The 26,568-nt window shown below is 38.4% G+C and carries 29 protein-coding genes; 17 read left to right on the top strand and 12 right to left on the bottom strand.

What is annotated here, in order from left to right:
• Positions 1-67 precede the first annotated feature (67 nt).
• Positions 68-559 (bottom strand): 5-(carboxyamino)imidazole ribonucleotide mutase, encoded by a 492-nt coding sequence (gene purE / locus IAG46_RS07465; RefSeq protein WP_190809665.1) that lies wholly within the window; start codon positions 557-559, stop codon positions 68-70.
• Positions 556-1,716: a 5-(carboxyamino)imidazole ribonucleotide synthase gene (locus IAG46_RS07460; RefSeq protein ID WP_190809664.1), complete on the bottom strand. Its 1,161-nt coding sequence runs from the start codon at positions 1,714-1,716 to the stop codon at positions 556-558. Before IAG46_RS07460 ends, purE begins: the two co-directional genes overlap by 4 nt.
• Before the next feature lie 118 nt (positions 1,717-1,834).
• Between IAG46_RS07460 and IAG46_RS07455 the strand changes: the two genes are divergently transcribed.
• The 8 genes from IAG46_RS07455 to IAG46_RS07420 all read left to right on the top strand — a co-directional run bounded on the left by IAG46_RS07455 (position 1,835) and on the right by IAG46_RS07420 (position 9,585).
• A complete protein-coding gene (locus tag IAG46_RS07455; RefSeq protein WP_190809782.1) occupies positions 1,835-2,944 on the top strand; it encodes an adenylate kinase in 1,110 nt (369 codons plus the stop codon).
• 20 nt (positions 2,945-2,964) lie between these two features.
• Positions 2,965-3,501 (top strand): GNAT family N-acetyltransferase, encoded by a 537-nt coding sequence (locus tag IAG46_RS07450; RefSeq protein WP_190809663.1) that lies wholly within the window; start codon positions 2,965-2,967, stop codon positions 3,499-3,501.
• Entirely contained in the window at positions 3,498-4,499 is a 1,002-nt protein-coding gene (gene obgE, locus IAG46_RS07445) for a GTPase ObgE (RefSeq protein WP_190809662.1), read from the top strand. The genes IAG46_RS07450 and obgE overlap by 4 nt, the downstream gene beginning before the upstream one ends.
• Positions 4,500-4,562: 63 nt before the next feature.
• Positions 4,563-5,087 carry a DUF4136 domain-containing protein gene (locus tag IAG46_RS07440; RefSeq protein WP_190809661.1) on the top strand — a complete coding sequence of 175 codons (525 nt, stop codon included), beginning with the start codon at positions 4,563-4,565 and terminating at the stop codon, positions 5,085-5,087.
• 162 nt (positions 5,088-5,249) lie between these two features.
• Positions 5,250-7,307, top strand: a complete 2,058-nt coding sequence (locus IAG46_RS07435) for a S9 family peptidase (protein WP_190809660.1) — start codon at positions 5,250-5,252, stop codon at positions 7,305-7,307.
• A 241-nt stretch (positions 7,308-7,548) separates the two neighbouring features.
• On the top strand, positions 7,549-7,758 hold the full coding sequence (locus IAG46_RS07430; RefSeq protein WP_190809659.1) for a hypothetical protein: 210 nt from the start codon (positions 7,549-7,551) through the stop codon (positions 7,756-7,758).
• Positions 7,759-7,810: 52 nt separating this feature from the next.
• Positions 7,811-8,869 (top strand): sensor histidine kinase, encoded by a 1,059-nt coding sequence (locus tag IAG46_RS07425; RefSeq protein WP_190809658.1) that lies wholly within the window; start codon positions 7,811-7,813, stop codon positions 8,867-8,869.
• A complete protein-coding gene (locus tag IAG46_RS07420) occupies positions 8,866-9,585 on the top strand; it encodes a LytTR family DNA-binding domain-containing protein (protein WP_190809657.1) in 720 nt (239 codons plus the stop codon). The genes IAG46_RS07425 and IAG46_RS07420 overlap by 4 nt, the downstream gene beginning before the upstream one ends.
• A gap of 66 nt (positions 9,586-9,651) precedes the next feature.
• Here IAG46_RS07420 and IAG46_RS07415 read toward each other — a convergent pair whose 3' ends face one another.
• The 4 genes from IAG46_RS07415 to IAG46_RS07400 form a co-directional block, all read right to left on the bottom strand.
• The gene (locus tag IAG46_RS07415) at positions 9,652-10,032 is read right to left on the bottom strand and encodes a DoxX family membrane protein (RefSeq protein ID WP_190809656.1); all 381 of its coding nucleotides are present in this window, start codon (positions 10,030-10,032) and stop codon (positions 9,652-9,654) included.
• A 91-nt stretch (positions 10,033-10,123) separates the two neighbouring features.
• Complete coding sequence (locus tag IAG46_RS07410; RefSeq protein ID WP_190809655.1) at positions 10,124-10,909, bottom strand: SDR family oxidoreductase; 786 nt, start codon at positions 10,907-10,909, stop codon at positions 10,124-10,126.
• Position 10,910: 1 nt separating this feature from the next.
• Positions 10,911-11,222, bottom strand: a complete 312-nt coding sequence (locus IAG46_RS07405; RefSeq protein WP_190809654.1) for a cupin domain-containing protein — start codon at positions 11,220-11,222, stop codon at positions 10,911-10,913.
• A gap of 22 nt (positions 11,223-11,244) precedes the next feature.
• Positions 11,245-11,718, bottom strand: coding sequence for a cupin domain-containing protein (locus IAG46_RS07400; protein WP_190809653.1), 474 nt, complete (start codon positions 11,716-11,718; stop codon positions 11,245-11,247).
• A gap of 95 nt (positions 11,719-11,813) precedes the next feature.
• Between IAG46_RS07400 and murC the strand changes: the two genes are divergently transcribed.
• Positions 11,814-13,175 carry a UDP-N-acetylmuramate--L-alanine ligase gene (gene murC, locus IAG46_RS07395; protein WP_190809652.1) on the top strand — a complete coding sequence of 454 codons (1,362 nt, stop codon included), beginning with the start codon at positions 11,814-11,816 and terminating at the stop codon, positions 13,173-13,175.
• Positions 13,176-13,202: 27 nt separating this feature from the next.
• On the opposite strand, the gene IAG46_RS07390 is transcribed toward murC, so the two are convergent.
• Positions 13,203-14,075, bottom strand: a complete 873-nt coding sequence (locus tag IAG46_RS07390) for a hypothetical protein (RefSeq protein WP_190809651.1) — start codon at positions 14,073-14,075, stop codon at positions 13,203-13,205.
• A 487-nt stretch (positions 14,076-14,562) separates the two neighbouring features.
• Between IAG46_RS07390 and IAG46_RS07385 the strand changes: the two genes are divergently transcribed.
• Positions 14,563-14,724 (top strand): hypothetical protein, encoded by a 162-nt coding sequence (locus IAG46_RS07385; protein ID WP_190809650.1) that lies wholly within the window; start codon positions 14,563-14,565, stop codon positions 14,722-14,724.
• Between the two features lie 20 nt (positions 14,725-14,744).
• Here the strand turns inward: IAG46_RS07385 and IAG46_RS07380 are convergent, their stop codons facing one another.
• The 3 genes from IAG46_RS07380 to IAG46_RS07370 form a co-directional block, all read right to left on the bottom strand.
• Positions 14,745-16,523, bottom strand: a complete 1,779-nt coding sequence (locus tag IAG46_RS07380) for an SMI1/KNR4 family protein (protein ID WP_190809649.1) — start codon at positions 16,521-16,523, stop codon at positions 14,745-14,747.
• An 18-nt stretch (positions 16,524-16,541) separates the two neighbouring features.
• Positions 16,542-17,474, bottom strand: a complete 933-nt coding sequence (locus IAG46_RS07375; protein ID WP_190809648.1) for a hypothetical protein — start codon at positions 17,472-17,474, stop codon at positions 16,542-16,544.
• Positions 17,475-17,579: 105 nt separating this feature from the next.
• Positions 17,580-18,029 (bottom strand): DUF1569 domain-containing protein, encoded by a 450-nt coding sequence (locus tag IAG46_RS07370; RefSeq protein ID WP_190809647.1) that lies wholly within the window; start codon positions 18,027-18,029, stop codon positions 17,580-17,582.
• Between the two features lie 52 nt (positions 18,030-18,081).
• Here IAG46_RS07370 and radC point away from each other — a divergent pair, with 52 nt between their 5' ends.
• The 6 genes from radC to IAG46_RS07340 are packed head-to-tail and all read left to right on the top strand — an operon-like array spanning position 18,082 to position 23,678.
• Entirely contained in the window at positions 18,082-18,780 is a 699-nt protein-coding gene (radC, locus tag IAG46_RS07365; protein ID WP_190809646.1) for a DNA repair protein RadC, read from the top strand.
• A gap of 5 nt (positions 18,781-18,785) precedes the next feature.
• The gene (locus IAG46_RS07360; protein ID WP_190809645.1) at positions 18,786-20,081 is read left to right on the top strand and encodes a polysaccharide deacetylase family protein; all 1,296 of its coding nucleotides are present in this window, start codon (positions 18,786-18,788) and stop codon (positions 20,079-20,081) included.
• A complete protein-coding gene (locus tag IAG46_RS07355; RefSeq protein WP_190809644.1) occupies positions 20,074-20,760 on the top strand; it encodes a YjjG family noncanonical pyrimidine nucleotidase in 687 nt (228 codons plus the stop codon). Before IAG46_RS07360 ends, IAG46_RS07355 begins: the two co-directional genes overlap by 8 nt.
• A 56-nt stretch (positions 20,761-20,816) precedes the next feature.
• The gene (locus IAG46_RS07350) at positions 20,817-21,368 is read left to right on the top strand and encodes a hypothetical protein (protein WP_190809643.1); all 552 of its coding nucleotides are present in this window, start codon (positions 20,817-20,819) and stop codon (positions 21,366-21,368) included.
• Positions 21,365-22,819, top strand: a complete 1,455-nt coding sequence (locus IAG46_RS07345) for a DUF5723 family protein (protein ID WP_190809642.1) — start codon at positions 21,365-21,367, stop codon at positions 22,817-22,819. Before IAG46_RS07350 ends, IAG46_RS07345 begins: the two co-directional genes overlap by 4 nt.
• A 13-nt stretch (positions 22,820-22,832) precedes the next feature.
• Complete coding sequence (locus IAG46_RS07340) at positions 22,833-23,678, top strand: hypothetical protein (protein WP_190809641.1); 846 nt, start codon at positions 22,833-22,835, stop codon at positions 23,676-23,678.
• Here IAG46_RS07340 and IAG46_RS07335 read toward each other — a convergent pair.
• A complete protein-coding gene (locus IAG46_RS07335; protein ID WP_190809640.1) occupies positions 23,675-24,952 on the bottom strand; it encodes a replication-associated recombination protein A in 1,278 nt (425 codons plus the stop codon). The genes IAG46_RS07340 and IAG46_RS07335 overlap by 4 nt on opposite strands.
• Positions 24,953-25,071: 119 nt before the next feature.
• On the opposite strand from IAG46_RS07335, the gene IAG46_RS07330 reads away from it, so the two are divergent.
• Positions 25,072-25,797 carry a rhomboid family intramembrane serine protease gene (locus tag IAG46_RS07330; RefSeq protein WP_190809639.1) on the top strand — a complete coding sequence of 242 codons (726 nt, stop codon included), beginning with the start codon at positions 25,072-25,074 and terminating at the stop codon, positions 25,795-25,797.
• 3 nt (positions 25,798-25,800) lie between these two features.
• Here IAG46_RS07330 and rlmB read toward each other — a convergent pair whose 3' ends face one another.
• The gene (gene rlmB / locus IAG46_RS07325) at positions 25,801-26,532 is read right to left on the bottom strand and encodes a 23S rRNA (guanosine(2251)-2'-O)-methyltransferase RlmB (RefSeq protein WP_190809638.1); all 732 of its coding nucleotides are present in this window, start codon (positions 26,530-26,532) and stop codon (positions 25,801-25,803) included.
• Positions 26,533-26,568: the final 36 nt, after the last annotated feature.

Below are 26,568 nucleotides of genomic sequence, written 5' to 3'. Positions count from 1 at the left end.
GGTTCGCGACTGCTCCTTCGATAGACTTAGGAGGACAGTTCTACTGAAAATATAGTTTTGGTATTTTTTACTTCGTATTTCTAACTTTTTCTGCGCCTTTGATGACCTTTTCTTTGAGCCCTTGTTTATAGACTTCAACTTTGTCCAATACACATTTATCGGCACTACCAATGATTTGGGCGGCCAAGATACCGGCATTTTTTGCTCCATTCAAGGCCACTGTGGCCACTGGAACTCCCCCTGGCATTTGTAAAATGGACAGTACGGAATCCCAACCATCAATAGAGTTGCTGCTTTTCACCGGAACACCAATAACGGGTAATGGAGAAAGAGATGCTACCATTCCGGGAAGATGGGCCGCTCCTCCAGCTCCGGCTATGATTACGGAATAACCATTTTTATGGGCGTTCTTCCCAAAATCAAACAATTTTTCAGGCGTTCTGTGCGCAGATACAATGTCTACATCCACCTCAATGTCGAATCCTTTTAAAATATCCACTGCATCTTGCATAACAGGGAGGTCACTTGTACTTCCCATAATAACGGCTACTTTACTCATGATTTATCTGCTATAACTTTAATAGTTTCCTTAACTTTTTGTGCTATTTCACGTGCCCTTGCCATGTTTTGGTCCACAATGGTCACATGGCCCATTTTACGGAAAGGGCGCGTTTGTTTTTTACCATAAATATGGGGAGTCACCCCATCCATTTTCAATATGGATTCTATGTTTTCATAAATTACGTTGCCGGTATATCCCTCAGCTCCTACCAAATTCACCATCACTCCGGCCACCTTGCTGTCAGTCTTCCCCAAAGGTAATCCTAAAATAGCCCTAATGTGCTGCTCAAATTGATTGGTATAACTGGCTTCAATGCTGTAATGTCCACTGTTATGTGGCCTTGGGGCCACTTCATTGACCAAAATTTCATCTTCTTGGGTCTGGAACATTTCTACGGCAAGTAATCCTACGTGTGCTATGGATTCTGAAACTTTTAAGGCCACTTGTTGGGCTCTTTGAGCAATATCATCATCAATTCGAGCGGGACAGATAACATATTCCACTTGGTTGGCTTCGGGATGAAATTCCATTTCCACAACAGGATATGTTACAACTTCCCCTTTTTCGTTTCTGGCCACGATTACCGCCAGTTCATTTTTAAAATGAACCATTTCTTCGGCAATACATTCGACATTGGGCAATCCTTCCAAATCTACCAACTGCCTTACCACTTTCACACCCTGACCGTCATACCCAAACTGGGCACTTTTCCACACAAATGGAAACTGTAGCCCACCATTTGAAATGCTATCTTCAATTTCGGAAGTATAGGCAAATCGGGTAAATGGAGCGGTTGGAATGTTGTTGTCGGTATAAAAAAGCTTCTGGGTAGCCTTGTTTTGGATAATTCGAAGCGCTTTGGTCGGGGGAAATACCTTTACACCTTCGTCTTCTAGTTTTTCAAGAGCCTCCACGTTTACATTTTCAATTTCGATGGTAAGTACATCCACATTTTTTCCAAAGGAATAAACAGCATCAAAATCGAGTAGGCTTCCCTGAATAAATTCATTGCACGAAATTTTACATGGCGCTTCATCGGAAGCGTCCATGACCTTTGTATGGATGTCCCATTTGCGGGTCTCATAAAGCAACATTTTGCCCAATTGACCCCCTCCTAAAATCCCAAGTTTAAAGTTGGAAGAGAAAAAACGCATTCGTCCTTGATTTGGAATGAAAGCAAAAATACATGAATTCCGCGAAGGGAAGAAAAACCAAGGGGATTAGAGACCCTAAAAATGTTATCTTTGCCAACCTATTTAAATGGACGACAAGTTGATAAAGCTTCATGACAAGGTGTTTAAGCCCTATATAAGGGAAGATCAGATTTTAGGGGCCATAGATAAAATGGCAGCCCAAATTGCTGCTGATTATAAAGATGAGGTACCCATTTTTGTGGGCGTTCTCAATGGGGCTTTTATGTTCGTTTCCGATTTTTTAAAAGCCTATCCATACCCCTGCGAAGTGTCGTTTGTACGGTTGAGTTCGTATCACGGTTTAACTTCCACAGGTATTGTAGAGACGTTATTGGATGTGCCGGAAAACATAGAGGGCAGAAGTGTTATTATTCTTGAAGATGTAATCGACACGGGAAGAACTTTGAAACAACTAGTGCATCTTTTTGCAAAGACCAATGTGAAGGAGTTCAAAATCGCTTCCTTGTTTTACAAGTCAGATATCTATAATGGGGAATATGCCATAGATTACATAGGCATTGAAATTCCGGATACTTTTATTGTTGGATACGGTCTGGATTACAACGAATTAGGAAGAAACTTGAGAGAAGTATACCAATTAAACCAAATACATATGATCAACCTAGTGCTTTTTGGAAAGCCGGGAGCTGGCAAAGGAACCCAAGCGGGATTTTTAAAGGAAAAATACAATTTGAAACATATCTCTACCGGGGATGTTTTCAGATACAACATAAAAAACGGAACCGAGTTGGGCAAATTGGCCCAATCGTATATGGATAAAGGGGATTTGGTGCCAGATGAAGTTACCATTAATATGCTGAAGGATGAGGTGGAGAAAAATACGCAAGCAGCTGGTTTCATCTTTGATGGTTTCCCAAGAACAGCAGCCCAGGCCGAGGCTTTGGACAACTTTTTGGAATCCAAGAACATGAAAGTAAATGCCACAATTGCCCTGGAAGCAGAAGATGATATTTTGGTGAACCGTTTGTTGGAGCGCGGAAAAGAAAGCGGACGCTCCGATGATCAAGATGAAAGTAAGATCCGCAACCGTTTTGACGAATACAATCAAAAAACGGCGCCCCTAAAAGCGTACTACGAGAAACAGGGTAAATTCCATTCCGTAAATGGCATCGGCGAAATTGAAGAGATTACGGAGCGTTTGGGCGAGGTAATCGATGCACTTTCCTGATTTTCTAAACTTTTGCACCAATGGAATTTGATTTACAGCCAAACTTGAACAATGATTTGGTCATTTTAAGACCGCTGGCTGCTGAAGATTTTGATGCCCTTTTTACGGTTGCTGCAGATCCAAAAATATGGGAACAACATCCAGATAAAAATAGATGCACCTTGGCAGGCTTCACCAATTTTTTTGAAGATTCACTAGCTTCAAAAGGGTGTTTAATAATTATAGATAAGGAGTCAAGTGAGGTTATCGGTAGCTCTCGATTTAAGATTCGTTCGAATTTTAAGGATGCCGTGGAAATTGGATGGACATTTTTGTCAAGAAAATATTGGGGCGGGCATTATAATGGAGTGATAAAATGGTTGATGATGGAGTACGCCTTTCAACATATAAATCGGATTTTATTTTTTGTGGCCAAGGACAATCTTCGTTCCCAAAAAGCAGTGGAAAAGTTAACCTCTATAAATGGTTTTCAATTATCGATGGATAAAAATGTAGTGGCTGAAGAAGAAAACATCACTTATATTATTAAAAAAAGCAAAATAGGGCAGGAATCATGACAGAAGGTAATTTTGTTGATTATGTAAAAGTAAATTTGGCTTCCGGAAACGGAGGCAAGGGTTCCGTACACCTACATCGCGAAAAGTACATCACCAAAGGTGGTCCGGATGGTGGAGATGGCGGACGTGGTGGACATGTAATTGCAAAAGGCAATAAAAACCTATGGACCCTGGTACACTATAAGTTCAAAAAACACTTTAAAGCAGGTCACGGAGAACACGGAAGTAAAAATAGAAGTACCGGAGCTGATGGAACAGATGTGTATATAGAAGTGCCTCTGGGGACCATAATTCGTGATACAGATACCAACGAGGTGCTTTTTGAGATTACCGATGATCAAGAAGAAAAGATTGTTCTCGAAGGTGGAAAAGGAGGTAGGGGCAACTGGCATTTTAAAAGCTCGACCAATCAAACCCCTCGATATGCACAACCTGGAATTCCTGGGCAAGAAGCCCAAGTAACCCTTGAATTGAAATTATTGGCGGATGTTGGACTGGTCGGATTTCCCAATGCTGGAAAATCCACATTACTTTCAGTAATGACTTCGGCCAAACCCAAGATCGCCGATTATGAGTTTACCACCCTAAAGCCTAATTTAGGCATTGTCCAGTATCGTGATTTCAGAAGTTTTGTCATGGCGGACATTCCTGGAATTATTGAAGGTGCCGCTGAAGGCAAAGGATTGGGTCATTATTTCTTAAGGCATATTGAACGAAATGCCACATTGCTTTTCTTGATTCCGGCCGATAGCAATGATATCTCTAAAGAATATGAGATACTGTTGGATGAATTGAGACGCTACAATCCAGAACTTTTGGACAAGGAAAGATTGGTGGCCATCTCTAAAAGTGATATGCTAGACGATGAGCTTATGGCTGAAATGAAAATTGAACTGGACAAAGATTTTGAAAATGTCCCGTATCTTTTTATTTCTTCCGTTGCCCAACAAGGAATCCAAGAACTCAAGGATGAGCTTTGGAAGCTATTGAACGAATAAGCCGGTCCAATTTTATTTTGAATCTGAATATTGATTAATTTTAATGGTATTTGAAAATTAATCATGCGAAGCTTTTTTTTAATAGTCGTTTGCTGTTTATTAATCTCCTGTGCAGGGGTAAGGGTAAGTTATGACTATGACAAAGCCACTGATTTTTCTAATTACACCAGCTATAATTACTTCTCGGATGTTGAATCGGGTTTAAGCGGATTGGATGAAAAACGTTTGACACGTATTTTAGATTCTACACTGCAATCGAAAGGATACATACTTGCCGAAGAACCCGACTTTTTTATCAATATTCTTAGCAGCGAGTATCGAAGTGCACCCAACAACGCTGTAGGTGTTGGTATCGGTGGAGGTGGGCGTAATGTTGGAGGGGGCGTATCCGTGGGATTGCCATTGGGAACTTCCGGAATTCAACGCCAAATACAATTCGATTTTGTTGACGCACAAAAAGATGCTCTATTTTGGCAGGCAACAAGTGAAAGCGGCTATCGTGAAAATGCTTCACCAAGTGTTAGGGAGGAGAGATTGCGAGCTGTTGTAAAAAAGGTATTTTCAAAGTTCCCTCCCGAAAAGAGATAATTCCACTTACCAAAGGTAATTTACCGTTTACCATAATCTAGTTCATGGTTCTATGAGGGCATACTACTTTTATACCCTTAAAACTTGTAACAAAAGCCTAAAAAATAGGTCTTATAAAAGATTAACTACAAATTTCAATCAGAAACAATTAATTCAACACTTATGAAAACAACATTGAATTTTAAGCTTCTATGTGGTTCATTCCTGTTCTTGTTTACAGGATTTACCACGTATGCCCAAGAATCGGCGACAGACTCGAAGAAAGGAGAACAAAGTCTACCGGGAAAGCCTGAATTGGTGAGTTCCAATGATGAACTCATTTCACTTGCATCTTTAGATGAAGGAGATTACCGATATACTGTGGACGATTATTTTGCCAACCCAAAGGCTTTCACTTTCAGATTTTCTCCAGATGGTAAGTACCTGTCTTATCGTGAGCGGGATGAAAATGGGAAACAGCATATTTATGTGAAGGATATTGCCACAGGTGTGGCGAAAAGGGCCATTGAGGAAAAAGATGAGCTGGTACGCGGTTATGGTTGGCTGAACAATGGAAGACTCTATTATTTGATGGATAAAGGGGGTAATGAAAATTATCACATCTACGCTGTTGATCTCGATGGAAGTAATTTAAAGGACCTTACGCCGTTTGACGGTGTCCGTGCCCAATTTACAGAACTGTTGAGAGAAGATAAAGAGCATATTATTGTCTCCATGAACAAAAACAATCCTCAGGTTTTTGAACCATACAAAGTGAACTTGAACACAGGTGAATTAACGCAACTTTTTAGCAATGATGATCCGGTTAATCCCATTTTTGGATACAGTTTTGATAAGGATGGAAATTTGAAGGGTTATGTGAGGATCAGGGACGGTGTTGAGCAAGATGTTTATTACGAAGATGGAAATGGTGGGTATAAATTGCTCAAGAGCCTTAACTGGAAAGACAATTTCAATATTTTGGATTTCAACTATGCAACAGAAGATCCAGATGATGCCTACGTGCTATCAAATTTGCAAAGCGATAAAGCCGAAATAGTGCTCTATAATCTCAAGGAAGATAAGGTCATTGAAAAAGTTTTTGTCAATGATCATTATGATGTTCAGAATATGGGGCTCTCTCGAACAAGAAACTATTCCATTGATTATTTTCAGTATGAAGGAGAGAAGAGTATTGTAGTACCGGTAAGCGAGCCTTATAAAAAACTGGATAAAAAAGTAGCCAAAGAACTTCCTGGGAAGCAGTACAACGTTTTAGATACCACAGAAGACGAAAACTTATTAATGGTTTATATAGATAGTGATCGCCTTTATGGAGTTTACTATGCCTATGACGTTGCAAATAATGATTTAAAAGAACTGTATAACACCATGCCCCAATTGAAAGAAGAGGATATGTCAGAAATGCGACCAATCACTTTCAAAAGTCGGGATGGAATCACGTTGCATGGCTATATAACACTCCCAAAAGCGGCTTTGGCCGGACAAAAAGTACCGGTAGTTGTGAACCCACACGGAGGTCCACAAGGTATAAGGGATTCTTGGGGATTTAACCCAGAGGCCCAATTGTTTGCGAGCAGGGGATATGCCACCCTTCAGGTCAATTTCCGAATTTCGGGGGGCTATGGAAGGGAATTTTTGGAGTCTGGTTTCAAGCAAATTGGACGCAAAGCCATGGATGATGTAGAAGATGGATTGCAATACGTTATCGACCAAGGTTGGGTAGATGGAAGCAAGGCGGCCATTTATGGTGGAAGCCATGGAGGTTATGCCGTTCTAAGAGGATTGACCAAAACACCTGATCTATATGCCTGTGGGGTCGACTATGTTGGTGTTTCCAACCTTTTCACCTTTATGAAGACCATTCCTCCATATTGGAAACCCTATTTAAAAATTATCAAGGAAATTTGGTACGATGAGGATAATCCAGAAGAGAAAATGGTAATGGAAGAAGTGTCACCCGTATATCAAATTGACAAGATTAAAAAACCGCTATTCGTTGTACAAGGAGCGAATGACCCTCGAGTAAACATTGACGAATCTGACCAAATTGTAAGTGCACTTCGTGGCAAGGGATATGATGTACCTTATATGGTAAAATATGATGAAGGACATGGATTTGGAAAAGAGGAAAATAGATTGGAACTCTATAAGGCCATGATGGGCTTTTATGCAAAACATTTGGGCAAGCAGGAAATACTAACGCCACTGAAAGACTAATCAGTCAAAATTAAAATTTAAAAGGAGCCTTAAAGGCTCCTTTTTTTTTATGCTTACCGTTCACAATGTTAAATATACCATTGGCCATAATCTCCTTTCCCTGGGCCTATGTATGGTGTATTTTTGAGGTATAAACATCAAAAGACGGTTACGATGATAACTTTAGCCAAATTTTTAATCACTTTACTTATCAACATCCTGATATAACAGCCTGTAGATAACAACAATAAAAAACATAAAAATGAAAAAACTAAATAAAGCACAGAAGTTTATTTTTATTTCGGGAATCTTACTAACGACTTTTGCCATCTTGGGCAAATTGGATAATTGGGATATGGACTTTTTTCCATTCTTCTATACGGGTTCGACCTTTATGTGGATAGCCTTTTTAAATACAGGGAAAGGCTGTTGCTGGGGTTTAAGAAGAAAAAGTGCGACCTCAAAACCCTAAGATTACTTAGTTAAACAAAAGATTATATTTGGATCGGTGATAATTTTTGTGAATGGACTTGAGTAGAAAAAAAAGCAATTATACCTTCTGGATACTTCAATTTTTCGGTTGGGGATTCATTAACCTGTTATCGATTTTTATATTAAACAAAATAACGGTCGAATTGTTGGTGTATTCCATAGTGGTTGGAATGTTTATGGGAATCTTTTCCACCTCACTCCTCCGATGGTATCTTAAAAAAAACATTCAATTTGATTCTTTTGGGCTCAAGGAATTTATCAAGATTGCGGTTTCTATGTTGTTAACAGCCGCTTTGTTTGGCGCCTTAAATTATGTCTTTGGCTATGCGTATGTAAAAATGGGCCCAAGTCTAACTGAGGCCGAAATTCAGATGTTCAAGAATTATGATAAGGTATGGATTCAGATTATGAATTCATTGTTTTTAATAGTGGCCTGGACAATTACCTATTTGGTGATCAAGTTATTCTTAAAGTTGAACAGGGACCGAATTGAACGACTGGAATTGAATACCAATCTGAAACAAGCGCAATTAAACACGCTCAAGGGTCAGATAAATCCTCATTTTATGTTCAATAGTTTGAACAATATCAGAGGATTAATGTTGGAAGACGTTGAGAAATCGAGGGATATGTTGACAAAGCTTTCAGAAATTTTGAGGTATTCGCTCACAAAGAACAATGCTAACTCCATTCCGTTACAGGAAGAGTTGGAGATTGTGGATAATTATATTGACCTATCAAAAATTCAATTTGAAAATCGGTTGGAGTTTGTAAAAGAAGTCGATGAAAAAGTACTACAACAACAAATCCCTCCAATGATTATACAGTTGTTGATCGAAAATGCTGCCAAACATGGAATTTCCAACCTGAAAAAAGGAGGTAGAATCGTATTGGCAGCCAAAGAGGAAGGTGGTTTGCTAAAAATACAGGTCAAGAACACCGGAAAACTAAAACTTCAAAAGAATACAACCCAATTAGGACTAAAAAATATAAGACAACGATTGGAATTGCTGTATGCAGATAAAGCTTCCTTCAATTTACGTGAAATTGATGGAGAAGTAGTGGCAGATATTAAAATACCAATGGAATGAAAATCAAGACGGTTATTGTTGAAGATTCCAGGTTGGCGCGCAACGAGCTTAAAGAACTCATCAAAAAACATGATGAAATTGAGCTTGTTGGTGAGGCGGAGAATGTGGATATGGGGTTTGAGCTGATTCAGCAACAAGCCCCAGATCTACTGTTTTTGGATATCAATATGCCCGAAAAGGATGGTTTTGAGCTACTTGAAATGTTGGATGAGGTACCTATAACGGTTTTTACCACCGCGTTTGACGAATATGCTATAAAATCCTTCGAGTACAACGCTTTGGATTATTTGCTAAAGCCTATAAATGAAAAGCGTTTTACCATGGCGTTGGATAAGGTAAAAGCTAGATTGGAAGAAAACAATGAAGAAAAATCAGCAAAATTATCGGAGACCAGTCAGATTTTCATAAAAGATGGAGAGTCGTGCTGGTTGGTGAAAATAGGTGAGATTTCACATTTTGAAATCGTGGGCAATTACACCAGAGTGTTTTTTCAAGATAAAAAACCATTGTTGTACAAATCGCTCAATCAAATTGAAGAAAAGCTGCCGAATCAATCATTTTTCAGGGCGAATAGACAGCAAATTGTCAATACCAATTACATTAACAGCGTAGTGCCATGGTTCAATGGTAAATTAAAACTGAAAATGAAAAACGAAGAAGAAATCGAAGTTTCAAGAAGACAATCCTATATATTCAAGGATAAAATGAGTTTATAATCAAAAAACGAATGTTGTAGCAATGAAAAAGGCCCTCTTTTTAAAGAAGGCCTTTTTTTAAATGTTTTAAGCTCGTAGAATTTCTTTATATCGATCTTTATATCCTATAAGAACAACAATGTTCAAAATAATAAGTATCAAAGCGCCCATAATATCGGCTAGTGCCGGTGCAAATGCCGCATGAAACAGTACGGCATTTATCGAAACACTCATAAGAATTAAAGCCATGAGTGCACCGTATTTATTTAAAATAAAGGACAATCCTGATAAAATTTCAACAATAGCCACGATTGTCAAGGTGTGAGTTGAGGTTAATGCGCCAAAGTAATTCATTGCGCCTTCAGACATCTCCCCAAACGGAATGAAATGAAAAAATTTGTTCAAACCAAAGGTTAAGACGAATAATCCTAGGAGAATCCGTACTACCATAAAAACTTTTGAATTCATAATTGAACTTTTAGTGGTTAAGCAATAAAATTAACCAAAATTTATGAATTCGATAATTGAATGGTCTTATTGCTTCGATTTTGGAAATAAATCACAATGATTTTAATAATCCACCATCAATGGGAATATTGGTTCCTGTGATATAGCTGGCCTGTTTTGATGCCAAAAAAGCGACTAAATAACCATATTCCGAAGGGTCTCCTATACGTTTCATGGGTACCTGTGCTTCCATGGCAGCCCGCACTTCCGATACAGAAACACCCATTTTCTCGGCTTTTTTGGCATTGAGTTGGGTAATCCGGTCTGTATCAAAATAACCAGTAAGTATATTGTTTATGGTAATGCCATCTTTGGCCACATCAATGGCAAGGCTTTTGGCCCAGGTGACCAACGCTGCCCTAATGGAATTGGAAAGTGCCAGGTAGCTCAAAGGTTCTTTTACTGAAACCGAGGCTACATTAATAATTCTGCCCCATTGCTTCCTCTGCATATGTTTTATAGCCAATTCCGTGGTGAGCACCACCGATTTAAATAGCAAGTCAAAAGCAGCTTGGTAATCTTCCACCTTTTTTTCCAAGGCGCCTCCAGCTTCTGGTCCTTGGGTATTGTTTACAAGAATATCAATGGAATTCTGCGTAAAAAAAGAAATAATCTTTGCCTTGAAACCTTCAAAATTCGAAAAATCCACCGTTATGTATTGATGCTTTTGTCTTTGTGTTGTGGGCAATTCTGAAACAATTTTTTGCAAGCGACCTTCATTTCTGGCCATAAGGGTCACATTGGCCCCACTTTCGGCAAGTTGCCTGGCAATTGCCTCGCCAATACCTTTGCTGCTTCCACCTACAAGCGCACTTTTTCCTTGAAGAGATATTTTCATACTATCTATATTCTTCCCTTGCTGGACTAAAGACATCCATCAATTTACATTCGGTCAAGGCTTTTCCACTATGTGGAACATTCGAAGGAATAATTACCACATCTCCAGGCACGTAAACTTTTGTATTTCCTCCTAAGGTAAATTCAAAGGAGCCTTCCAGTACATGCATTATCTGTTCATGCACATGGTGGTGTTCGGGTACTTCTGCATCTTTTTCAACATCCCAAAAGGCCCAAGTCATGGTGTCACTGTGCACCATTTTTCCATGATAACCTGGCATGATTTCTTTACTGGGGATATTTTTTAAGTTCATAATGATTGTCAATTGTTTGATTCTATTTTTGGTTTAATTTTTCCGCCACGCTGTTGTAGTATTCCCTGGTAACTTTCTCAGTCCAAATTGTTGGGGAGTTTCCATAAACGGCTAGATAGGATACCTTGCTGTCCTTCGATGATGTATGCCAATGCTCGGTATCTTTTTTGCACTTGATAACATCTCCTTCTTTAATAATTATGGGGTCTTTTCCTTTTTCTTGATAATATCCTTCCCCTTCTAATACAATCAATACTTGGGGAGTACTATGCTTATGCCAATCTAGTGTTGCATTTGGACTAAATGTAGCTTGGGTGATATTGTAGTCCAAACCATCTTCTTCTTGAAGCAAAAAGTTTAGCCATGCATCTCCTAAATGATGCGTATTGGGTGCTTTGACTCCTTCATCCATAAATGATTTAATGGGATAATCGGAATTCTGAGCTAATGCAATAATAGGTAGATAAAAATATAGGAAAAATACTAAATATCTCATTGCTTTAATTTTAAAACAAGGTAGTGATTAATAAGATTACATCTGTGTTTGTATTGGCATTGTCAATGTCTATTTTTGAACTATAAATTGAAACGATGAAAATCCATTTTATAGCCATTGGCGGTAGTGCTATGCACAATTTGGCCTTGGCCTTGGAACATAAGGGTTATACGGTTACGGGTAGTGACGATGTTATTTTTGAACCCTCGAAGGGTAGGTTGGAGGCCAAGGGTCTGCTTCCAAAGGATTTTGGTTGGTTTCCCGAAAAAGTTGAGGATAGTGTAGATGCCGTGATCTTGGGAATGCATGCCAAACCTGATAACCCCGAATTGCTCAGAGCCCAAGAATTGGGTGTGAAAATTTATTCTTATCCCGAATTTTTATACGAACAATCCAAATACAAAACAAGGGTAGTCATAGGGGGCAGTCATGGAAAAACAACCATTACATCCATGATTCTTCATGTATTGCATTATCATGATATCCCTGTAGATTATATGGTAGGTGCACAATTGGAAGGATTTGAGCGCATGGTGCACCTTACCGAGGAGAATGATTTTATAGTTTTGGAAGGAGATGAATATTTGTCTTCGCCTATTGACAGAAGACCTAAATTTCATTTGTATCAACCCAATATTGCGCTTTTAAGTGGAATTGCCTGGGATCATATCAATGTATTCCCAACTTTTGAAAATTATGTTGAGCAATTCCAGATTTTTGTAGATGGCATTGTTAGGGGTGGATCCATTACCTATAATGAGGAAGATAAAGCGGTTAAAGAGGTGGTGGAAGCTTCTGAAAATTCCATCCGAAAGTTTCCATATGCAACTCCAGCGTATCGGGTTGAGAATGGGGTAACGCTATTGGATACTCCTGAGGGGGAAATGCCCATTGAAATATTTGGACAGCATAATCTGAACAATTTGGCGGGTGCCAAATGGATCTGTCAAAATATGGGTGTTGACGAAGCTGATTTTTATGAAGCCATCGCTTCTTTCAAAGGAGCTTCAAAACGGTTGGAAAAGATAGCTGAAGGGGCAAACAAAGTTGCGTATAAAGATTTTGCACATTCTCCCAGTAAGGTAAAAGCGACTACAAATGCTGTAAAAGAGCAATATCCCAATCGAAAATTACTTGCTTGCTTAGAATTGCATACGTATAGCAGTTTAAATGCAGAATTTCTAAAGGAATACAATGGAGCTTTAAATGCAGCCGACGAAGCTGTGGTATTTTATTCACCCAATGCGGTTAAAATAAAGCAACTGGCAGAGGTAACCGAAAAACAAATAGCCGAAGCCTTGCAAAGAGAGGATATTCACATTTTTACGGACCCCAAAACCTTCCAAGATTATCTTTTTGCACAAGACTTTGAAGAGTCCACTTTGTTGCTGATGAGTTCCGGGAATTATGGTGGATTGGAATTTGCAAGACTTAAGGGCATCATAAGTGATGAGTAAATTAAAGTTGTTTAGTCTTGTAATGTTTTAATAATCATATATTTCATCTGCGTAAATATGATTGAAACCTATGCAAATTGAACTACTCCATTTCTCATGATTAACAGAAATCTGTTCAACCGTTCTGAATAATTCACCTTGCTTATAATACTCATAACGTGAGCTTGAGCGTCCGAAAATGTCCTTGTTTTTAGAAACTTTGTATAGTATTTGCCCTATTTTGTTAAAAAAGGCAGTGTCCTTTTGGTATCCGTGATCTCCTCCAATAAAACTTAGCGATTTAATCCTTTTTCCATTTTTGTCATTAAATTCAACTGTATGGGAAAAATAAAATTCGTCAGGAACGTTAAGAATTTCTGTAGTATCTGGCACAAGGACTTTGGTTAACATATCATTTACCTCGGTCCTTATTTCAAAAACCAATCTTCGATACTGGGGATTTTCGTTGTTCAATAAGTGGTTGTTATAAATGGTCAGCAAATCCTTCGATTGCGCAATTAATTTGGACTTTATTACACAAGTTTGCCCATTTAAAATCACTTCATTCTTACCATGGTTGACCCAACGAATCAGCTCTCCTTCTTCACTAAAATAATATCTATTTTCATGGGGACCATTGCCTCTATTTTCTGTCACGTATATAAAGTAGGCATGGTTTGGGATGAAATCTAGGTCAAAATAACATTCGTATCTAGTTGAACCATTCTCGTAAGTCACCTTTTTTATATTGCCATCTTGAAGATAGAAATGGTAGTCCTCAACAGCCACCATGCTTAACTTGGAATTGTCAAGCGCGTAAAACCGTTTTCTAATTTCTTTGATTTGACTCTCAACAACATCCTGCCCAAAACCAGAAAATGAAATAAGGAGTATTAATGAAAATGTTATGTTTTTTATCACTTCATTGAAAATGAATTCACTAAGTTACCTTAAGCAAGAATGGATACGTTAATAGAATTGACGGTTGACCTATATGACTTGATGAATTAGAAGGTTAACTTTTTATACCAAATTTTTTTGATTCCAATAAGACAACTCTATCATTCCTTCACTACCGTCGTAAAGCTACATATATCCATTTTGGATGTCAATTATTAGAATTAACCTTTCAGGAGGTTCTGGGAATCTATTCTCCTCAGGGACATATTGTGTGTTTTCAAAATAACAATCGACTAGTAGTTTTTTTTCCTCCATAGTTTTGTTTAGAAGATATTCCGATGGAATTTTATAGAAAACATCAATTAAATCGCTGGTGTAGGACGGTTTGGAAAGACATAATAAGAACACTAAAGCAATTAACTTTTTCAATAAGCAAATTTGTCAGTCTCCTGTCCCATGGAATGGTAATTGTCTGGTATTTTGTGTGAAATCACCTTTCCTTTTTTTTATGGACAAATTACCGAAGAGAATCCGACGTCTTACATCCATATTGATGGCCGCATTTATGCTCGGGATTTCCAATGTTTTTTTGGAAGAAGATCGAATGATCAATGATACCCGTGCTAAAATTGAACATCAAGAAATCCAAAGTGAGGACGAGGACAACTAATTTTTTGGTTGTATTTATCCCTAATCCACTTTTTCAGCCAAATGACAATAGTCTGGGTTAATTAAAATTTCATTTTTATCAAAGCCCAGCGATACTGCCTTTCTGAGAAATTCTAGAGCTTTATGTTCTTCTTGGGATTTGATATAGTACAGCGCAAACTGGTAGTAACTCCACGAATAATAAGGGTCAAAAGCGACTATTTCATCAAATATTTGTCGAGCCTTTTCATATTTTTCCAAACGAATATAACATCTGATCAAATTGGCGTAAGGTACTACCCAGTGATGAATCCGAAAACTTTCTTGAAAACATGTTACCGCTTCTTTATAATTGCCCAATTCGGAGTAGCAGCATCCTTTAAGATTGTTCAGTCCCTGAAGATTTTCTTGCGCTCGTGGGAAAGAAGCATAAGATTCCAGACATTTAAGCGCAATGGAATAGCATTTGGCCTTAATCAGTTCCTTAGCTATATTTTCATAGGGAACCATTTCAATACTTGGTTTGATTTGTTTCAATGTATCAATGAATAGGTGAACCTGTTTGTCATTTTTCAGTCTCGCATGCGAAGAGATCATTATTAGGTAGATGTCAGGAAGATATTCTTCACTTTCCTCGTTTTCCTGAAACAATTCCCAATCGAGAATCAATTGTCCCCATTTAATGGCCACTTCATAATTCTTGTACATGTAATAGCATTCGTGCAGTAAGGACACAACTGTATCCATATCACATATCTCGTCATCAAAAACCATAGCTAGCAATGCTTGCTCCGATTGGCCCCGCTTGAGATGGCAGAGGCTCAAATGCATTGTGTATTTGTCATCAAGTTCCCCTTGGCAGTATTCCTCATCCTCGTACTTCCTCGCCTTCTCAAAACAAGCAATGGCCTGTTGAACTTTACCCAACCCCGCCAGTGCCGTTCCTTCTTGGCATAACCATGTCTTTAGCATATCTTCCCTTGGGTTTTCAGATACCTTTTTGACCAATTGCAAAGCCAACTCATGATCTACAAACTCCTGATGATGTAGTGCATATGCTATGCAGGCTTGCAAAATATCAAGTGGTTGCTGCTTTTTGCCCACCAACAACCTATTAAACAAATCTTTGACAGGTTGCCTATCCTTTGCTTTTTCAAAGTTCTGCACAAATGCATGCAATTCCTGCAGATTACTGGGCATAAAGATAGTGGTGACATTAAGCGAGAACTGCTTTTCTAGGACCCTATTATTTTTCTGTATTTGCTGTATCTTTTCGTCCAGCCATTTTTCATACCATTCGGCGAAGCTGTTTGCACGCCATACAAAACCATCATCACTCACTAGTGCATTGACCCATATCTGTCCCTGATTTTTTCCATTTACGACCAGACCATAGTAGGTGCCCCCGCCTGCATCTCCAATGCAAAGCAGACCATTATCGGCAGAGTGGTACAACGAGAATTCCTCCGAATCCTTTTTTTTGAAAATCTTGTCTATTTGCTCGTTAAATGCATCAAAATTTACCTGTTCATTGTATTGAAACAGTTTGTTGAATGCCACAGGGTCTACCCAAGGCAATCGAAGATGGGTATGGGTCTTATGGAATTGAAGCGGTAAAATTCCAGTCCCTGGCCCAAGCCCTCCATTACCTACATGTAGAAGGAAATCACGATAATCCTGGGGCAAAGTAATCATGTGTCGTTGTTCAAACGCCAGAATTTCTTCTTCCTTCAACGGCAAATATTGAAAGCTGTCATTGGAACTTAGATATCTGGAATTCTCAAAAACCAGTTCTTTTAACCTAGCTGTTTTTTCTATCATTGAATTATGCGTTAAGGTTTAGTTGCGATAGAACAATTGTTCTTGCCCATCACTTTTTAGCAAATAAATCTTGTTTTTGCGCTGTGCCACGAACGCATTTTGGGATATGGCATCATACCGTTTTTCGGAAACACTGCCGTCTGTAAATAGCACTTTGTAATGTTTCTTTTTTTGGAACACACCTATCGCATTGGGTAGTTCAACATCAAATCGGACGCAAGCAAAGGAGCTTTCGAGTAGCTTTTCACCATTGCGGAAGTAATGCCATATTTTTTCGTTTTTTAACCCGATAATGGAGTGAATACCGTGTGGGTATTTTTCAGTAAATCGCACAGCTTCATAATCTTGTTCAGACAAAGCGTTTCCAGCTATATCGGTGATTCCAATTTTACCCTTGTTTGAGACGATAACGAAGTCAATCCCAATGGCAACAATCTTTTCAAATTGCATAAATGCCTTAATATGATCACTCTTTCGTAACCATTTTTCTCCTTTCTGATCTTGCGGGGTTCGGATTTTGGGAGGCGCAGGCTCTTCATCCCTTAGATAACGGGTAGTTTTTTGACCAGTTTTTAGATTAATGGTCAGGTCGTTAAAAATTACAATATGGGCCTCATGTGGGAAAGGTGCCAACTCAAAAGTTTCATACCTAGCGTCAATTATGAATCGGCCGTTTCTGTCGATTACCCCATATTTCCCATCTTCCTGAACTAAAGCGGCTTTATCAAAAAAAGGATAGGCAATTTTGAATCCTTTAGAAAACAACCTTTGGTTCGTCTCTATATTCCAGTAGAATAGTTTCTTTTTTTTCCGAATTAAGACGCTGTTTTTGTCTGATAAGGCCAATTGCCTATCTAAACATGGAATATTTACGGCTTGAGACTTCACAATTTGGATTGCAAATAAAAAAGGAAGTATGGGTATGATGTTAAAACCATAAATTTTGACCATTTTTTATCGGGAAATTAGGGAAATGGCCAAAAAGATGCTTTTGCGTTTGACGGTTGCCTTTTATGGATTGATGTGGATAGGAAAAAGATTTAATTTGTTATGTGGTCAAACTCCGAACTGCGTTAAATGATGATCTAGGTGTTTGTACTGCATTTTGCCCCATTGTTCATGGGTGAAATGTCCAAAAGCTGGATGCGGTTCCCAGCTTGTTCTATTTTTTTCTTCATGGAAATCATTGACCGCCGTGATTAATTTTTCTTTTTCAGGCTCGAAATCTTTTTTGTCCACTACTTTAAAAGGTTTCGCTGTGGGCATATTGTGCTTCCATAACTTATCATCATACAAACCTTTCTTAAAACTTTTAAAAATTAGTTTCATAATTGGGTTTGGTTTTTTCATTTCATATCTTCCCAAAGCCAAATTCAATGGAAATTGACAATGAAAGAACATTTGGCCAACCTCCATTTTACCCCATAACCCCTTCGAGGACTCGTTCAACTTGTTGATGCGACTTAAAATTTCTGAATGTGATTCGGTTTCAAAAAGTGATTTCATAGTTGGATCTTAACAATGAAAATTACATAAATTAATCTTCTATATTTAAACCATGCAAGAAAAAGTGGTTTCCTTTTCCATAAAAAATTGGGCGGATGATGATAAGCCCAGGGAAAAATTGGTGCAAAAGGGCCGTTCTGTACTTTCCGATGCTGAATTGGTCGCTATATTGATTGGTTCAGGAAGTAAAAGAGAAAGCGCAGTGGAGTTATCCAAACGAATATTGGCATCCGTAAACCATAATTTAAATGAATTGGGTAAACTTTCTGTCAACCAGCTAAAACAATTTAAAGGTATCGGTGAAGCCAAAGCCGTATCCATTGCTGCAGCATTGGAAGTGGGTCGTAGACGCAGGGGGGATGATGCAGAAAAAATATACAAGATATCCAATAGCAAAGATGCTTTTGAATTACTCTATCCAGTAATGGGTGAGTTGGAACACGAAGAATTTTGGATCGTATATCTAAACAATTCCAATAAGATTATCCATAAATCGCAACTGAGCAAAGGGGGTATTACGGGGACTTTGGTAGATGTTCGTTTGGTAATGAAGCAAGCTTTAGAATTGGGTGCTGTAGGCATTGTGCTGGCCCATAATCATCCATCGGGAACGATAAAACCAAGTGCTGCGGATAAACAGATTACAAAAAAAATGCAAAAAGCAGGTGAAGCCCTGGACATAAAAGTGTTGGATCATTTAATATTAACCCAACACAATTATTTGAGTTTTGCAGATAAGGGAATACTTTAGTAGATATGTTATTGATATACACCCATAAAATTACAAATCGGTTAACCTATACAACTAGGCAGCTGTTTGAACGAATTTTGGGAGTGGAGGTAACATTTACAACCAAAGTCGAAGATTTTATTAAGCACTCCGGGCCAAAAATCACATATTCCAAGCAACCTTTACAGAATGAATTTTTTATCCGAAGCAATGACCTGCTCTTTGAACAGGGAATCAATGATCTTGAGATAAAAGTATCAGATTGGGATGGGGTTCCTTGCTTTTTTTCATGTGGTGAACGAAGTGCAATACCTTATGATATATTTTCGGCCAGTTTTTTTCTTTTGAGTCGGTACGAGGAATACCTGCCCCATGTAAAGGATAGTGTAGGTCGGTTCCCGGCAAAGGAAAGTATTGCCCATCAGAACGGGTTTTTGCAACTCCCGGTTGTGGATATTTGGGCCCATAAGTTACTCCGGGCCTTAAAAGAACGTTTTCCAGATATTCAAACCAAACAAAGAAAGTATTCCTTTACTCCAATAATTAATGTGACCACCTCCCATTGTTATGCTTTAAGAGGATTTACGAGAAGTTTGGGTGGTTTTTTTCTTGATTTGGGCAAGTTCAAGTTTAGATCAATGGTAAGACGTTTGTCCGTGCTTTTAGGTTTTAAAAAGGACCCCTATGATAATTTTTATGAGTTGATAGATATTCATAAAAAATTTCCCATAAAAACCATGTTCTTTTTTCAGCTGGCCAAATATTCTGCGCACGATAAAAATGTCTCAGCAAATAATAATAAGTTTAGGTACCTTATAAAATCAGTTGCAGATTATAGCGAAGTTTCGTTGAGTACCTCATTTCTTTCATCAACAGATAAAAAGGTGTTGAAGGAAGAAAAAAGAACATTGGCCGATTTAATAAATCGACCTGTTAACTATTCTAGGTTGCGATATAACCGTGTAAATGTGCCAAGCACTTATCGAAATCTTATTGAAACAGAGTTTACCGATGATTTTTCTATGGGCTACACCCACGAAATTGGTTTTAGGGCCGGTACGTGCACTCCATTCCATTTTTATGATATAAATATGGAAGTGAGACAGCCATTAAAAGTGCATCCATTTGCCGTTCATGATTATGCGCTCATAAATTATAAGAGAAAAGATGAGGCTTTTGAAATCATGGATCAGGTGTATAGGCAAATCAAGCAGGTGAATGGGGATTTGATTGCGGTTTTTTCAAATGAATTACTTGGAAGTAGCCATAAAATAAATTGGTTCGAGCTTTACCAATCTTTTTTAAAACGCTACTATGTTTAAAGCGGTTACCGACATTTTCTTTGATTTGGACCATACCTTATGGGATTTTGAAAAGAATTCGGCCCTTACCTTCCAAAAAATCCTGAAAGAAAAACAACTTGAAGTGGAATTGGATAAATTTTTAGACATATATGTTCCTATTAACCTTAACTATTGGAAATTATACCGTGAGGATAGAATAAGTAAGTCGGAGCTTAGATATCAAAGGTTGAAAAGAACGTTTGACAAGATAAATGTTCATGTTTCCGATGAATTGATAAATATGTTAGCAGATGACTATATTGAAAATCTGTCTTCTTTCACCAATTTGTTTCCCCACACCCAAGATGTTTTGGAATATTTATCACCAAAATATAGATTGCACATAATCACCAACGGATTTCAAGAAATCCAAGAAAAGAAACTGAAAGGTTCAAAAATCCATCATTACTTTGATCAAATAATAAATTCTGAAACCGCGGGGGTAAAAAAGCCACATCCCTATATTTTTGAGCTTGCTCTCGAAAAAGCCAGGGTATCTCCAAAAAAGGCCTTGATGATAGGGGATAGTCTTGAGGCGGATATTATGGGAGCCCAATCAGTGGGATTGCATGCACTGCACTTTAATGCGCATAGCGAACCACAGCACGATTTATGCAAAATGATTGACAGTCTTATTGAAATAAAAAGCATTTTATAAAGTTATAATAAGGTATAGCCAGCCTCAAATGTTGTACTAGAAATGCTTTTTAACCTATGAGAAGACTATTTATTCCACCCACGCTGGCGGTCATAATCTTTTTTTTGGCTTTTTCATGTGCTGAGAAACAAGATTTTAACCAGTTTGACGATTTGAGTATTACCCCAACCGTTGCATCAAGCTTGTTTTATCTTGAATCAGAAGAGCAGCATATTAATGCCGTTGGAGACCTTAACAATTTCTATTCCCAGATTGTAAATTTTGAAGCTTTTAACGAACAATTCGTGGCGGAGAATTTATTGGAAGGAACAATTACTTACGAAATTGAGAACACCACAAGCAAAGAACTTAGTATTACCATTGAGTTTTTAGATGAAACAGGTAACGTGTTGGATGCTCAAGTATTTGATGTAGACCCAACACCGGCTCCATTATTTTCGTTAGAGGTGTTTTATGGTCCAGGAGGTAAAAATATCGATATTTTGACCACTACTTCGGCACTCAGGATAAGTGCTAACAACCTTGGTGACTCAACCAGTGTTTCCACACTGCCAGAGCCTAAATTGATATTAAGATCAGCGGGTGAATTTACATTTAGACTAAAATGAAGATTTGCAGGTATCTACTTTTAGCCGCTTTGTTTGGGGCCATAACTTTACATGGACAAAACAAGCAATTGTTATACGATTTTTATGAGATTCCACAATCTTTGTTGGTTAATCCAGGAGTAAAAACCTTGGAAAAATGGCATGTTGGGGTTCCTGTACTATCTGGATTATCTTTTCAAGCTGGAACCAGTGGCGTTACCGTAAATGACCTTTTTGCCAACGATGGCATTGATTTTACCACTAAAGTCAGGGAACGTTTGATTGATGGAATGAGCAAACGGGATGATTTTAGTACCACAAGTCAAATAGATGGGTTCAATATTGGTTTTCGTGGAAAGAACAGGCCGGACGATTATTATAGTTTTGGAATGTACGGTGAGACTGATATCATTGTATACTGGCCCAAAGATCTTGCCGCTTTGGCATTTGAAGGTAACGGAGGGGCCAATATAGGTAGAAGTTTTGATCTTGGTGATCTTAGCCTTAGAGGTGAAATGGTCAATGTGGCCCATTTTGGGGTTAACCGAAAAATTAGCAATACTCTTACCATCGGCGCACGTGCCAAGGTGTATTCCAGTATCTTTCAATTTCAAACCATTCAGAACTTCGGGTCATTTAGAACCTCTCAAGGCCAAGATAACATATTTACCACCAGTATAACAGCCGATATGAAACTTCAAACTTCTGGAGTGGAAGGTATTGTGGATATTCTGGAGGAAGATACAGGTACGACCCAAAGAGATTTGGCAAAATTATTTATGAAGAGGGTGCTTTTTGGAGGTAATTTAGGTCTTGGATTTGATGCTGGTTTCACACATCAACTTAATCCCCAAACTACAATTACCGGTAGCGTTTTGGATGTCGGATTCATCCACAATTCCAAGGATGTTAGAAATTATACCGTTAGCGGAAATGCAAGCAACGAAGGTATTACGGTTTTTTTGCCGGAGGATATACCAAATCTCAACAACAACCTTTGGGAGGACTTGGTTGATGAATTGGAAGAGGCCATTCCATATGAGGAGAACGACAAAAGTTATATTTCATTTAGGCCGGTAAAAGTCTATGGTTCTATCCGTTATAATTTTGGCGAGGGTAGTGTTTTCGATGAAAATTGTGGATGCGGAATAAATGCGCAAGGTGGACAAAATGATGCGTTCTACAGGAATAGTGTAGGCGGACAATTGTTTTTCATGAAGCGCCCCAGAGGTGTGCAAGCTGCTGTCACTGGGTTTTTTCAAAAGCGACTTGGAAGTGGTTTTTCCTTTAAAACGACATATACAGCGGACAAATATTCACTTACCAATATTGGATTGGGACTTAATCTTCAAATGGGTCCAGTAAATTTTTACATCTTGGGAGATAACCTTTTAGGTTATCAAAATATTCCTGACAGTCACTATGCCTCTTTACAGTTTGGATTTAATATTATATCTTGGAACGATAATTGATTAGTCACATAATATGAAACTGAGATTACTAATATTAACTGTATTTACAGTAGGTCTAAGCATGCAGATGAGTGCGCAATTGAACAAGTATAAATATATTATTGTGCCCAAACAGTTTGATGCCTTTAAAAGCCCTAACAGGCATCAAACAAGTACGATAATCAAACATCTTTTTACGAAAAATGGCTTTAATGTTGTCTATGATGATGCTTTGCCGGTAGATTTGGCCAACAATAGATGTTTGGGACTATTGGCAGATTTGGAAGACAATTCTTCACTTTTTGCCACCAAAGTTGTGATTGTGCTTAAAGATTGTCAGCTAAATGAAATCTTTCGATCAATAGAAGGGCGTAGTAAGATAAAAGAATTTAGAACTGCATATAGGGAGGCTGTCAACGAATCTTTTATTTCATTTGAAGAGATGAACTATGTGTATACGCCCTCAAAAGACGAGCAGAAGAAAACCACAGATCAGCAACCTGTGACCGTAAGTTTTAAAAACGATGTAAAGCAGTTGGAGGAAAAACCTAAGGAACATGTAATTGTTCAAGAAGCTACTCCCGAAAATCAAACTTATAAAAGTGTCGAGCCCAAAGAATCGTCATATGTAAAAACAGAAAACGCCGAAGTTCCTTCTCAGAAAGGTCTTTTATATGCCCAACCCATTGAAAATGGCTATCAACTTGTGGATAGTACACCAAAGGTGGTAATGAAATTAATGAAAACCTCTGTAGAAAATATCTTTTTGGTGAATCATGATGGTAGAAATGGCATGCTTACCATGCAAGATGGAAAATGGATTTTGGAGTATGCAGATGGCGGAGGCAAAAAACCAAAAGAACTGAATATCAAATTCTAAAACTGGTATTTATCTTTCCACCGCTTTTTTAAGAACTCTTTCATGGCATTTTCCCTTGGATTTTTCCCTGGTTGGTAAAAGGTAGTTCCCGAAATTTCATCAGGCAAGAATTCAAAATCAACAAAATTGTTTTCGTGGTCATGGGCATAATCGTATCCTTTGCCATACCCTATGTCTTTCATCAACTTTGTGGGCGCATTTCTAATGGCCAAGGGAACCGATAAATCTCCTGTTTCCTTTACCTTCTGTTGTGCATATTTTATGGCCATATAACTTGCATTGCTCTTGGCCGAGCTGGCCAAATATGTAGCGCATTGACTCAGTATAATCCTAGCTTCCGGATACCCAATAGTATTTACCGCTTGAAAAGCGGAGTTTGCAAGCACTAAGGCTGTAGGATTGGCATTGCCAATATCTTCAGAGGCCAATATGACCAATCTGCGGGCAATGAATTTTACGTCTTCGCCCCCTTCAATCATCCGGGCGAGCCAATATACCGCTCCATTTGGGTCACTGCCCCTAATTGATTTAATAAAGGCTGAAATAATGTCGTAATGCTGTTCTCCGGTCTTATCATAGAGTACCGTATTCTTTTGCACTTTTTGAAGCACAAGATCATTGGTAATCGTGACCTTTTCTCCGGTTTCAGAGTTGACGATAAGCTCGAAAATATTCAAGAGTTTACGACCATCACCCCCTGAAAGTCGCAGCAGGGCCTCTGATTCCTTTAAATCTATCTTCTTTGACTTTAAAATAGAATCCGTTTCCATAGCCCGATTCAAAAGCGACTCCAAGTCTTCTTTTTCAAATGGGTTTAGGATATACACCTGACAACGGGACAAAAGTGCCGGAATTACCTCAAAACTTGGATTTTCCGTGGTTGCCCCAATAAGTGTGACCCATCCCTTTTCCACAGCACCCAATAAAGAATCTTGCTGTGACTTACTAAATCGGTGGATTTCATCAATGAACAAAATTGGATTTTTGGCGGTAAAGAGACCTCCGGCCTGTTTGGCTTTGTTGATCACTTCCCTAACATCCTTAACACCGCTACTGATAGCACTAAGCGTATAAAAGGGTCTTTGACTTTCATTGGCAATAATGTTGGCCAACGTAGTTTTACCGGTCCCTGGAGGCCCCCATAAAATCAAAGATGGGATAATTCCATTCTTAATTTGATGGGTCAATGAGCCCTTTTCTCCCACTAGGTGATTTTGGCTTATGTAATCTTCTAAAGTTTTTGGGCGTATCCGCTCCGCCAAGGGTTCATTCATACCGATAAAAATAAGACAATTTTAGAGTAGCGATGAAAATCTGTTCCAATGGTTTTTGAGTAAAACATGACAAAATGTGTAATTTCATGATATGGCCAGATAATTGATTGCAAAATAGCATGTCGGATATGAATCATTTTAAATTTTCCAATGGGGTATTGATGGCACCACTTTTGGCCATACTCTCCATATGGACTGTTTTTTGGTTGGAACTTCAGTTTGGAACCAACTTTAATGAGTATGGAATCAATCCCAGAGAAATTATTGGGTTAAGAGGAATTGCTTTCAGTCCATTTATCCATGGTTCACTAGAGCATTTGTACAACAATACCATACCATTGGCAGTTCTAATTTCCTTTCTGTTTTACTTCTATAGGTCAGTTGCCCTTAAAACGTTGGTTTGGGGTATCTTAATTTCGGGTATTTTAACTTGGATGATTGGCAGACCATCTTATCATATTGGAGCCAGTGGAGTTATTTATGTTTTGGCAAGTTTCATTTTTTTCAAAGGAGTATTTGCCAAACATTTTAGACTAGTGGCGCTGTCGTTGGTTGTTGTCTTCATTTATGGAAGCATGATATGGTACATTTTTCCTATCGAAGAAGGTATTTCTTGGGAAGGACATTTGTCAGGATTTATGACCGGTCTGGTTTTGGCGCTTATGTTAAAAGTTAAGGTGCCGAGGCATAAAAAATACCATTGGGAGCAGGAAGATTATAATGAGGAAAACGACCCTTTTTTAAAACACTTTGATGAAAATGGGAATTTTATAGAAGGTCCTCCAAAAGAATCTCAAAACAAGATTGAAATCACCTACCATTATAAAAAAGACAAGAATTCCTGAAGGCTATTGAATTCGCTGTCGTACCACCTCGTACAAAAACACACCACAGGCTACAGAAACATTTAATGATTCTATTTCACCCAAAAGGGGAAGTTTGGCCTTATGGTCCGCGAGATTTAGGATTGAGCTAGAAATGCCTTTGTCTTCGGCACCCATAACAATTGCACAAGGTTTGTCAAGCGCAATAGAATAAATATGGTTTTCCGATTTTTCCGTTGCAGCAATAATTTCGATGCCAGAAGATTGTAAATAGAATATGGCATCTTTTAAATGATCTACCTTTGCAATGGGAACTTTGAAAGCAGCTCCTGCTGAAGTTTTTACCGTGTCTTCGGTAATTGGTGCAGCACCATTTTTCGGAACAATAATACCATCTACGCCGCAACATTCAGCCGTTCTTATAATTGCGCCGAAATTGCGAACATCCGAAACTTGGTCAAGCAAAAGAAAAAGTGGAGAACCCGCTTTTTCCAATACCTTTTCCACCAATTCCTCAAAATTTTGAAACTGAACAGGGGAGATATTGGCCACTGCTCCTTGATGATTGTTTCGGGTCAATCTATTTAATTTCTCAACAGGAACGTACGAACTACTGAGTCCATTTTTACGGATTACGGTCTCCAATGTCTTGTACAGCTCTCCGCCAAGTCCTTTTTGAAGGAATATCTTATTTATCGGTTGTTCAGCTTCAATTGCCTCAAGTATCGCCCTGATACCATAGATTTGATTGCTCATATAGTGCTCTTATTCGGTGCGCAAGGTAAACTACTT

The sequence above is a fragment of the Flagellimonas sp. S3867 genome (assembly GCF_014698935.1).
In the GTDB taxonomy this organism is placed as follows: Bacteria; Bacteroidota; Bacteroidia; order Flavobacteriales; family Flavobacteriaceae; genus Flagellimonas.
The sequence above is the reverse complement of the archived record's forward strand: the minus strand, read 5'-3'. Positions and strand labels throughout refer to the sequence as shown.

What these genes read in the sequence shown, in the direction of transcription:
- IAG46_RS07415 (WP_190809656.1), bottom strand. Translation starts at nt 10,032, where the DNA reads ATGAATTCAAAAGTTTTTATGGTAGTACGGATTCTCCTAGGATTATTC.
- IAG46_RS07400 (WP_190809653.1), bottom strand. Translation starts at nt 11,718, where the DNA reads ATGAGATATTTAGTATTTTTCCTATATTTTTATCTACCTATTATTGCA.
- IAG46_RS07330 (WP_190809639.1), top strand. Translation starts at nt 25,072, where the DNA reads ATGTCGGATATGAATCATTTTAAATTTTCCAATGGGGTATTGATGGCA.
- rlmB (WP_190809638.1), bottom strand. Translation starts at nt 26,532, where the DNA reads ATGAGCAATCAAATCTATGGTATCAGGGCGATACTTGAGGCAATTGAA.
- IAG46_RS07460 (WP_190809664.1), bottom strand. Translation starts at nt 1,716, where the DNA reads ATGCGTTTTTTCTCTTCCAACTTTAAACTTGGGATTTTAGGAGGGGGT.
- obgE (WP_190809662.1), top strand. Translation starts at nt 3,498, where the DNA reads ATGACAGAAGGTAATTTTGTTGATTATGTAAAAGTAAATTTGGCTTCC.
- IAG46_RS07420 (WP_190809657.1), top strand. Translation starts at nt 8,866, where the DNA reads ATGAAAATCAAGACGGTTATTGTTGAAGATTCCAGGTTGGCGCGCAAC.
- IAG46_RS07450 (WP_190809663.1), top strand. Translation starts at nt 2,965, where the DNA reads ATGGAATTTGATTTACAGCCAAACTTGAACAATGATTTGGTCATTTTA.
- IAG46_RS07340 (WP_190809641.1), top strand. Translation starts at nt 22,833, where the DNA reads ATGAAACTGAGATTACTAATATTAACTGTATTTACAGTAGGTCTAAGC.
- IAG46_RS07335 (WP_190809640.1), bottom strand. Translation starts at nt 24,952, where the DNA reads ATGAATGAACCCTTGGCGGAGCGGATACGCCCAAAAACTTTAGAAGAT.
- IAG46_RS07435 (WP_190809660.1), top strand. Translation starts at nt 5,250, where the DNA reads ATGAAAACAACATTGAATTTTAAGCTTCTATGTGGTTCATTCCTGTTC.
- IAG46_RS07380 (WP_190809649.1), bottom strand. Translation starts at nt 16,523, where the DNA reads ATGATAGAAAAAACAGCTAGGTTAAAAGAACTGGTTTTTGAGAATTCC.
- radC (WP_190809646.1), top strand. Translation starts at nt 18,082, where the DNA reads ATGCAAGAAAAAGTGGTTTCCTTTTCCATAAAAAATTGGGCGGATGAT.
- purE (WP_190809665.1), bottom strand. Translation starts at nt 559, where the DNA reads ATGAGTAAAGTAGCCGTTATTATGGGAAGTACAAGTGACCTCCCTGTT.
- murC (WP_190809652.1), top strand. Translation starts at nt 11,814, where the DNA reads ATGAAAATCCATTTTATAGCCATTGGCGGTAGTGCTATGCACAATTTG.
- IAG46_RS07430 (WP_190809659.1), top strand. Translation starts at nt 7,549, where the DNA reads ATGAAAAAACTAAATAAAGCACAGAAGTTTATTTTTATTTCGGGAATC.
- IAG46_RS07350 (WP_190809643.1), top strand. Translation starts at nt 20,817, where the DNA reads ATGAGAAGACTATTTATTCCACCCACGCTGGCGGTCATAATCTTTTTT.
- IAG46_RS07345 (WP_190809642.1), top strand. Translation starts at nt 21,365, where the DNA reads ATGAAGATTTGCAGGTATCTACTTTTAGCCGCTTTGTTTGGGGCCATA.
- IAG46_RS07360 (WP_190809645.1), top strand. Translation starts at nt 18,786, where the DNA reads ATGTTATTGATATACACCCATAAAATTACAAATCGGTTAACCTATACA.
- IAG46_RS07375 (WP_190809648.1), bottom strand. Translation starts at nt 17,474, where the DNA reads ATGGTCAAAATTTATGGTTTTAACATCATACCCATACTTCCTTTTTTA.
- IAG46_RS07405 (WP_190809654.1), bottom strand. Translation starts at nt 11,222, where the DNA reads ATGAACTTAAAAAATATCCCCAGTAAAGAAATCATGCCAGGTTATCAT.
- IAG46_RS07370 (WP_190809647.1), bottom strand. Translation starts at nt 18,029, where the DNA reads ATGAAATCACTTTTTGAAACCGAATCACATTCAGAAATTTTAAGTCGC.
- IAG46_RS07410 (WP_190809655.1), bottom strand. Translation starts at nt 10,909, where the DNA reads ATGAAAATATCTCTTCAAGGAAAAAGTGCGCTTGTAGGTGGAAGCAGC.
- IAG46_RS07355 (WP_190809644.1), top strand. Translation starts at nt 20,074, where the DNA reads ATGTTTAAAGCGGTTACCGACATTTTCTTTGATTTGGACCATACCTTA.
- IAG46_RS07425 (WP_190809658.1), top strand. Translation starts at nt 7,811, where the DNA reads ATGGACTTGAGTAGAAAAAAAAGCAATTATACCTTCTGGATACTTCAA.
- IAG46_RS07440 (WP_190809661.1), top strand. Translation starts at nt 4,563, where the DNA reads ATGCGAAGCTTTTTTTTAATAGTCGTTTGCTGTTTATTAATCTCCTGT.
- IAG46_RS07385 (WP_190809650.1), top strand. Translation starts at nt 14,563, where the DNA reads ATGGACAAATTACCGAAGAGAATCCGACGTCTTACATCCATATTGATG.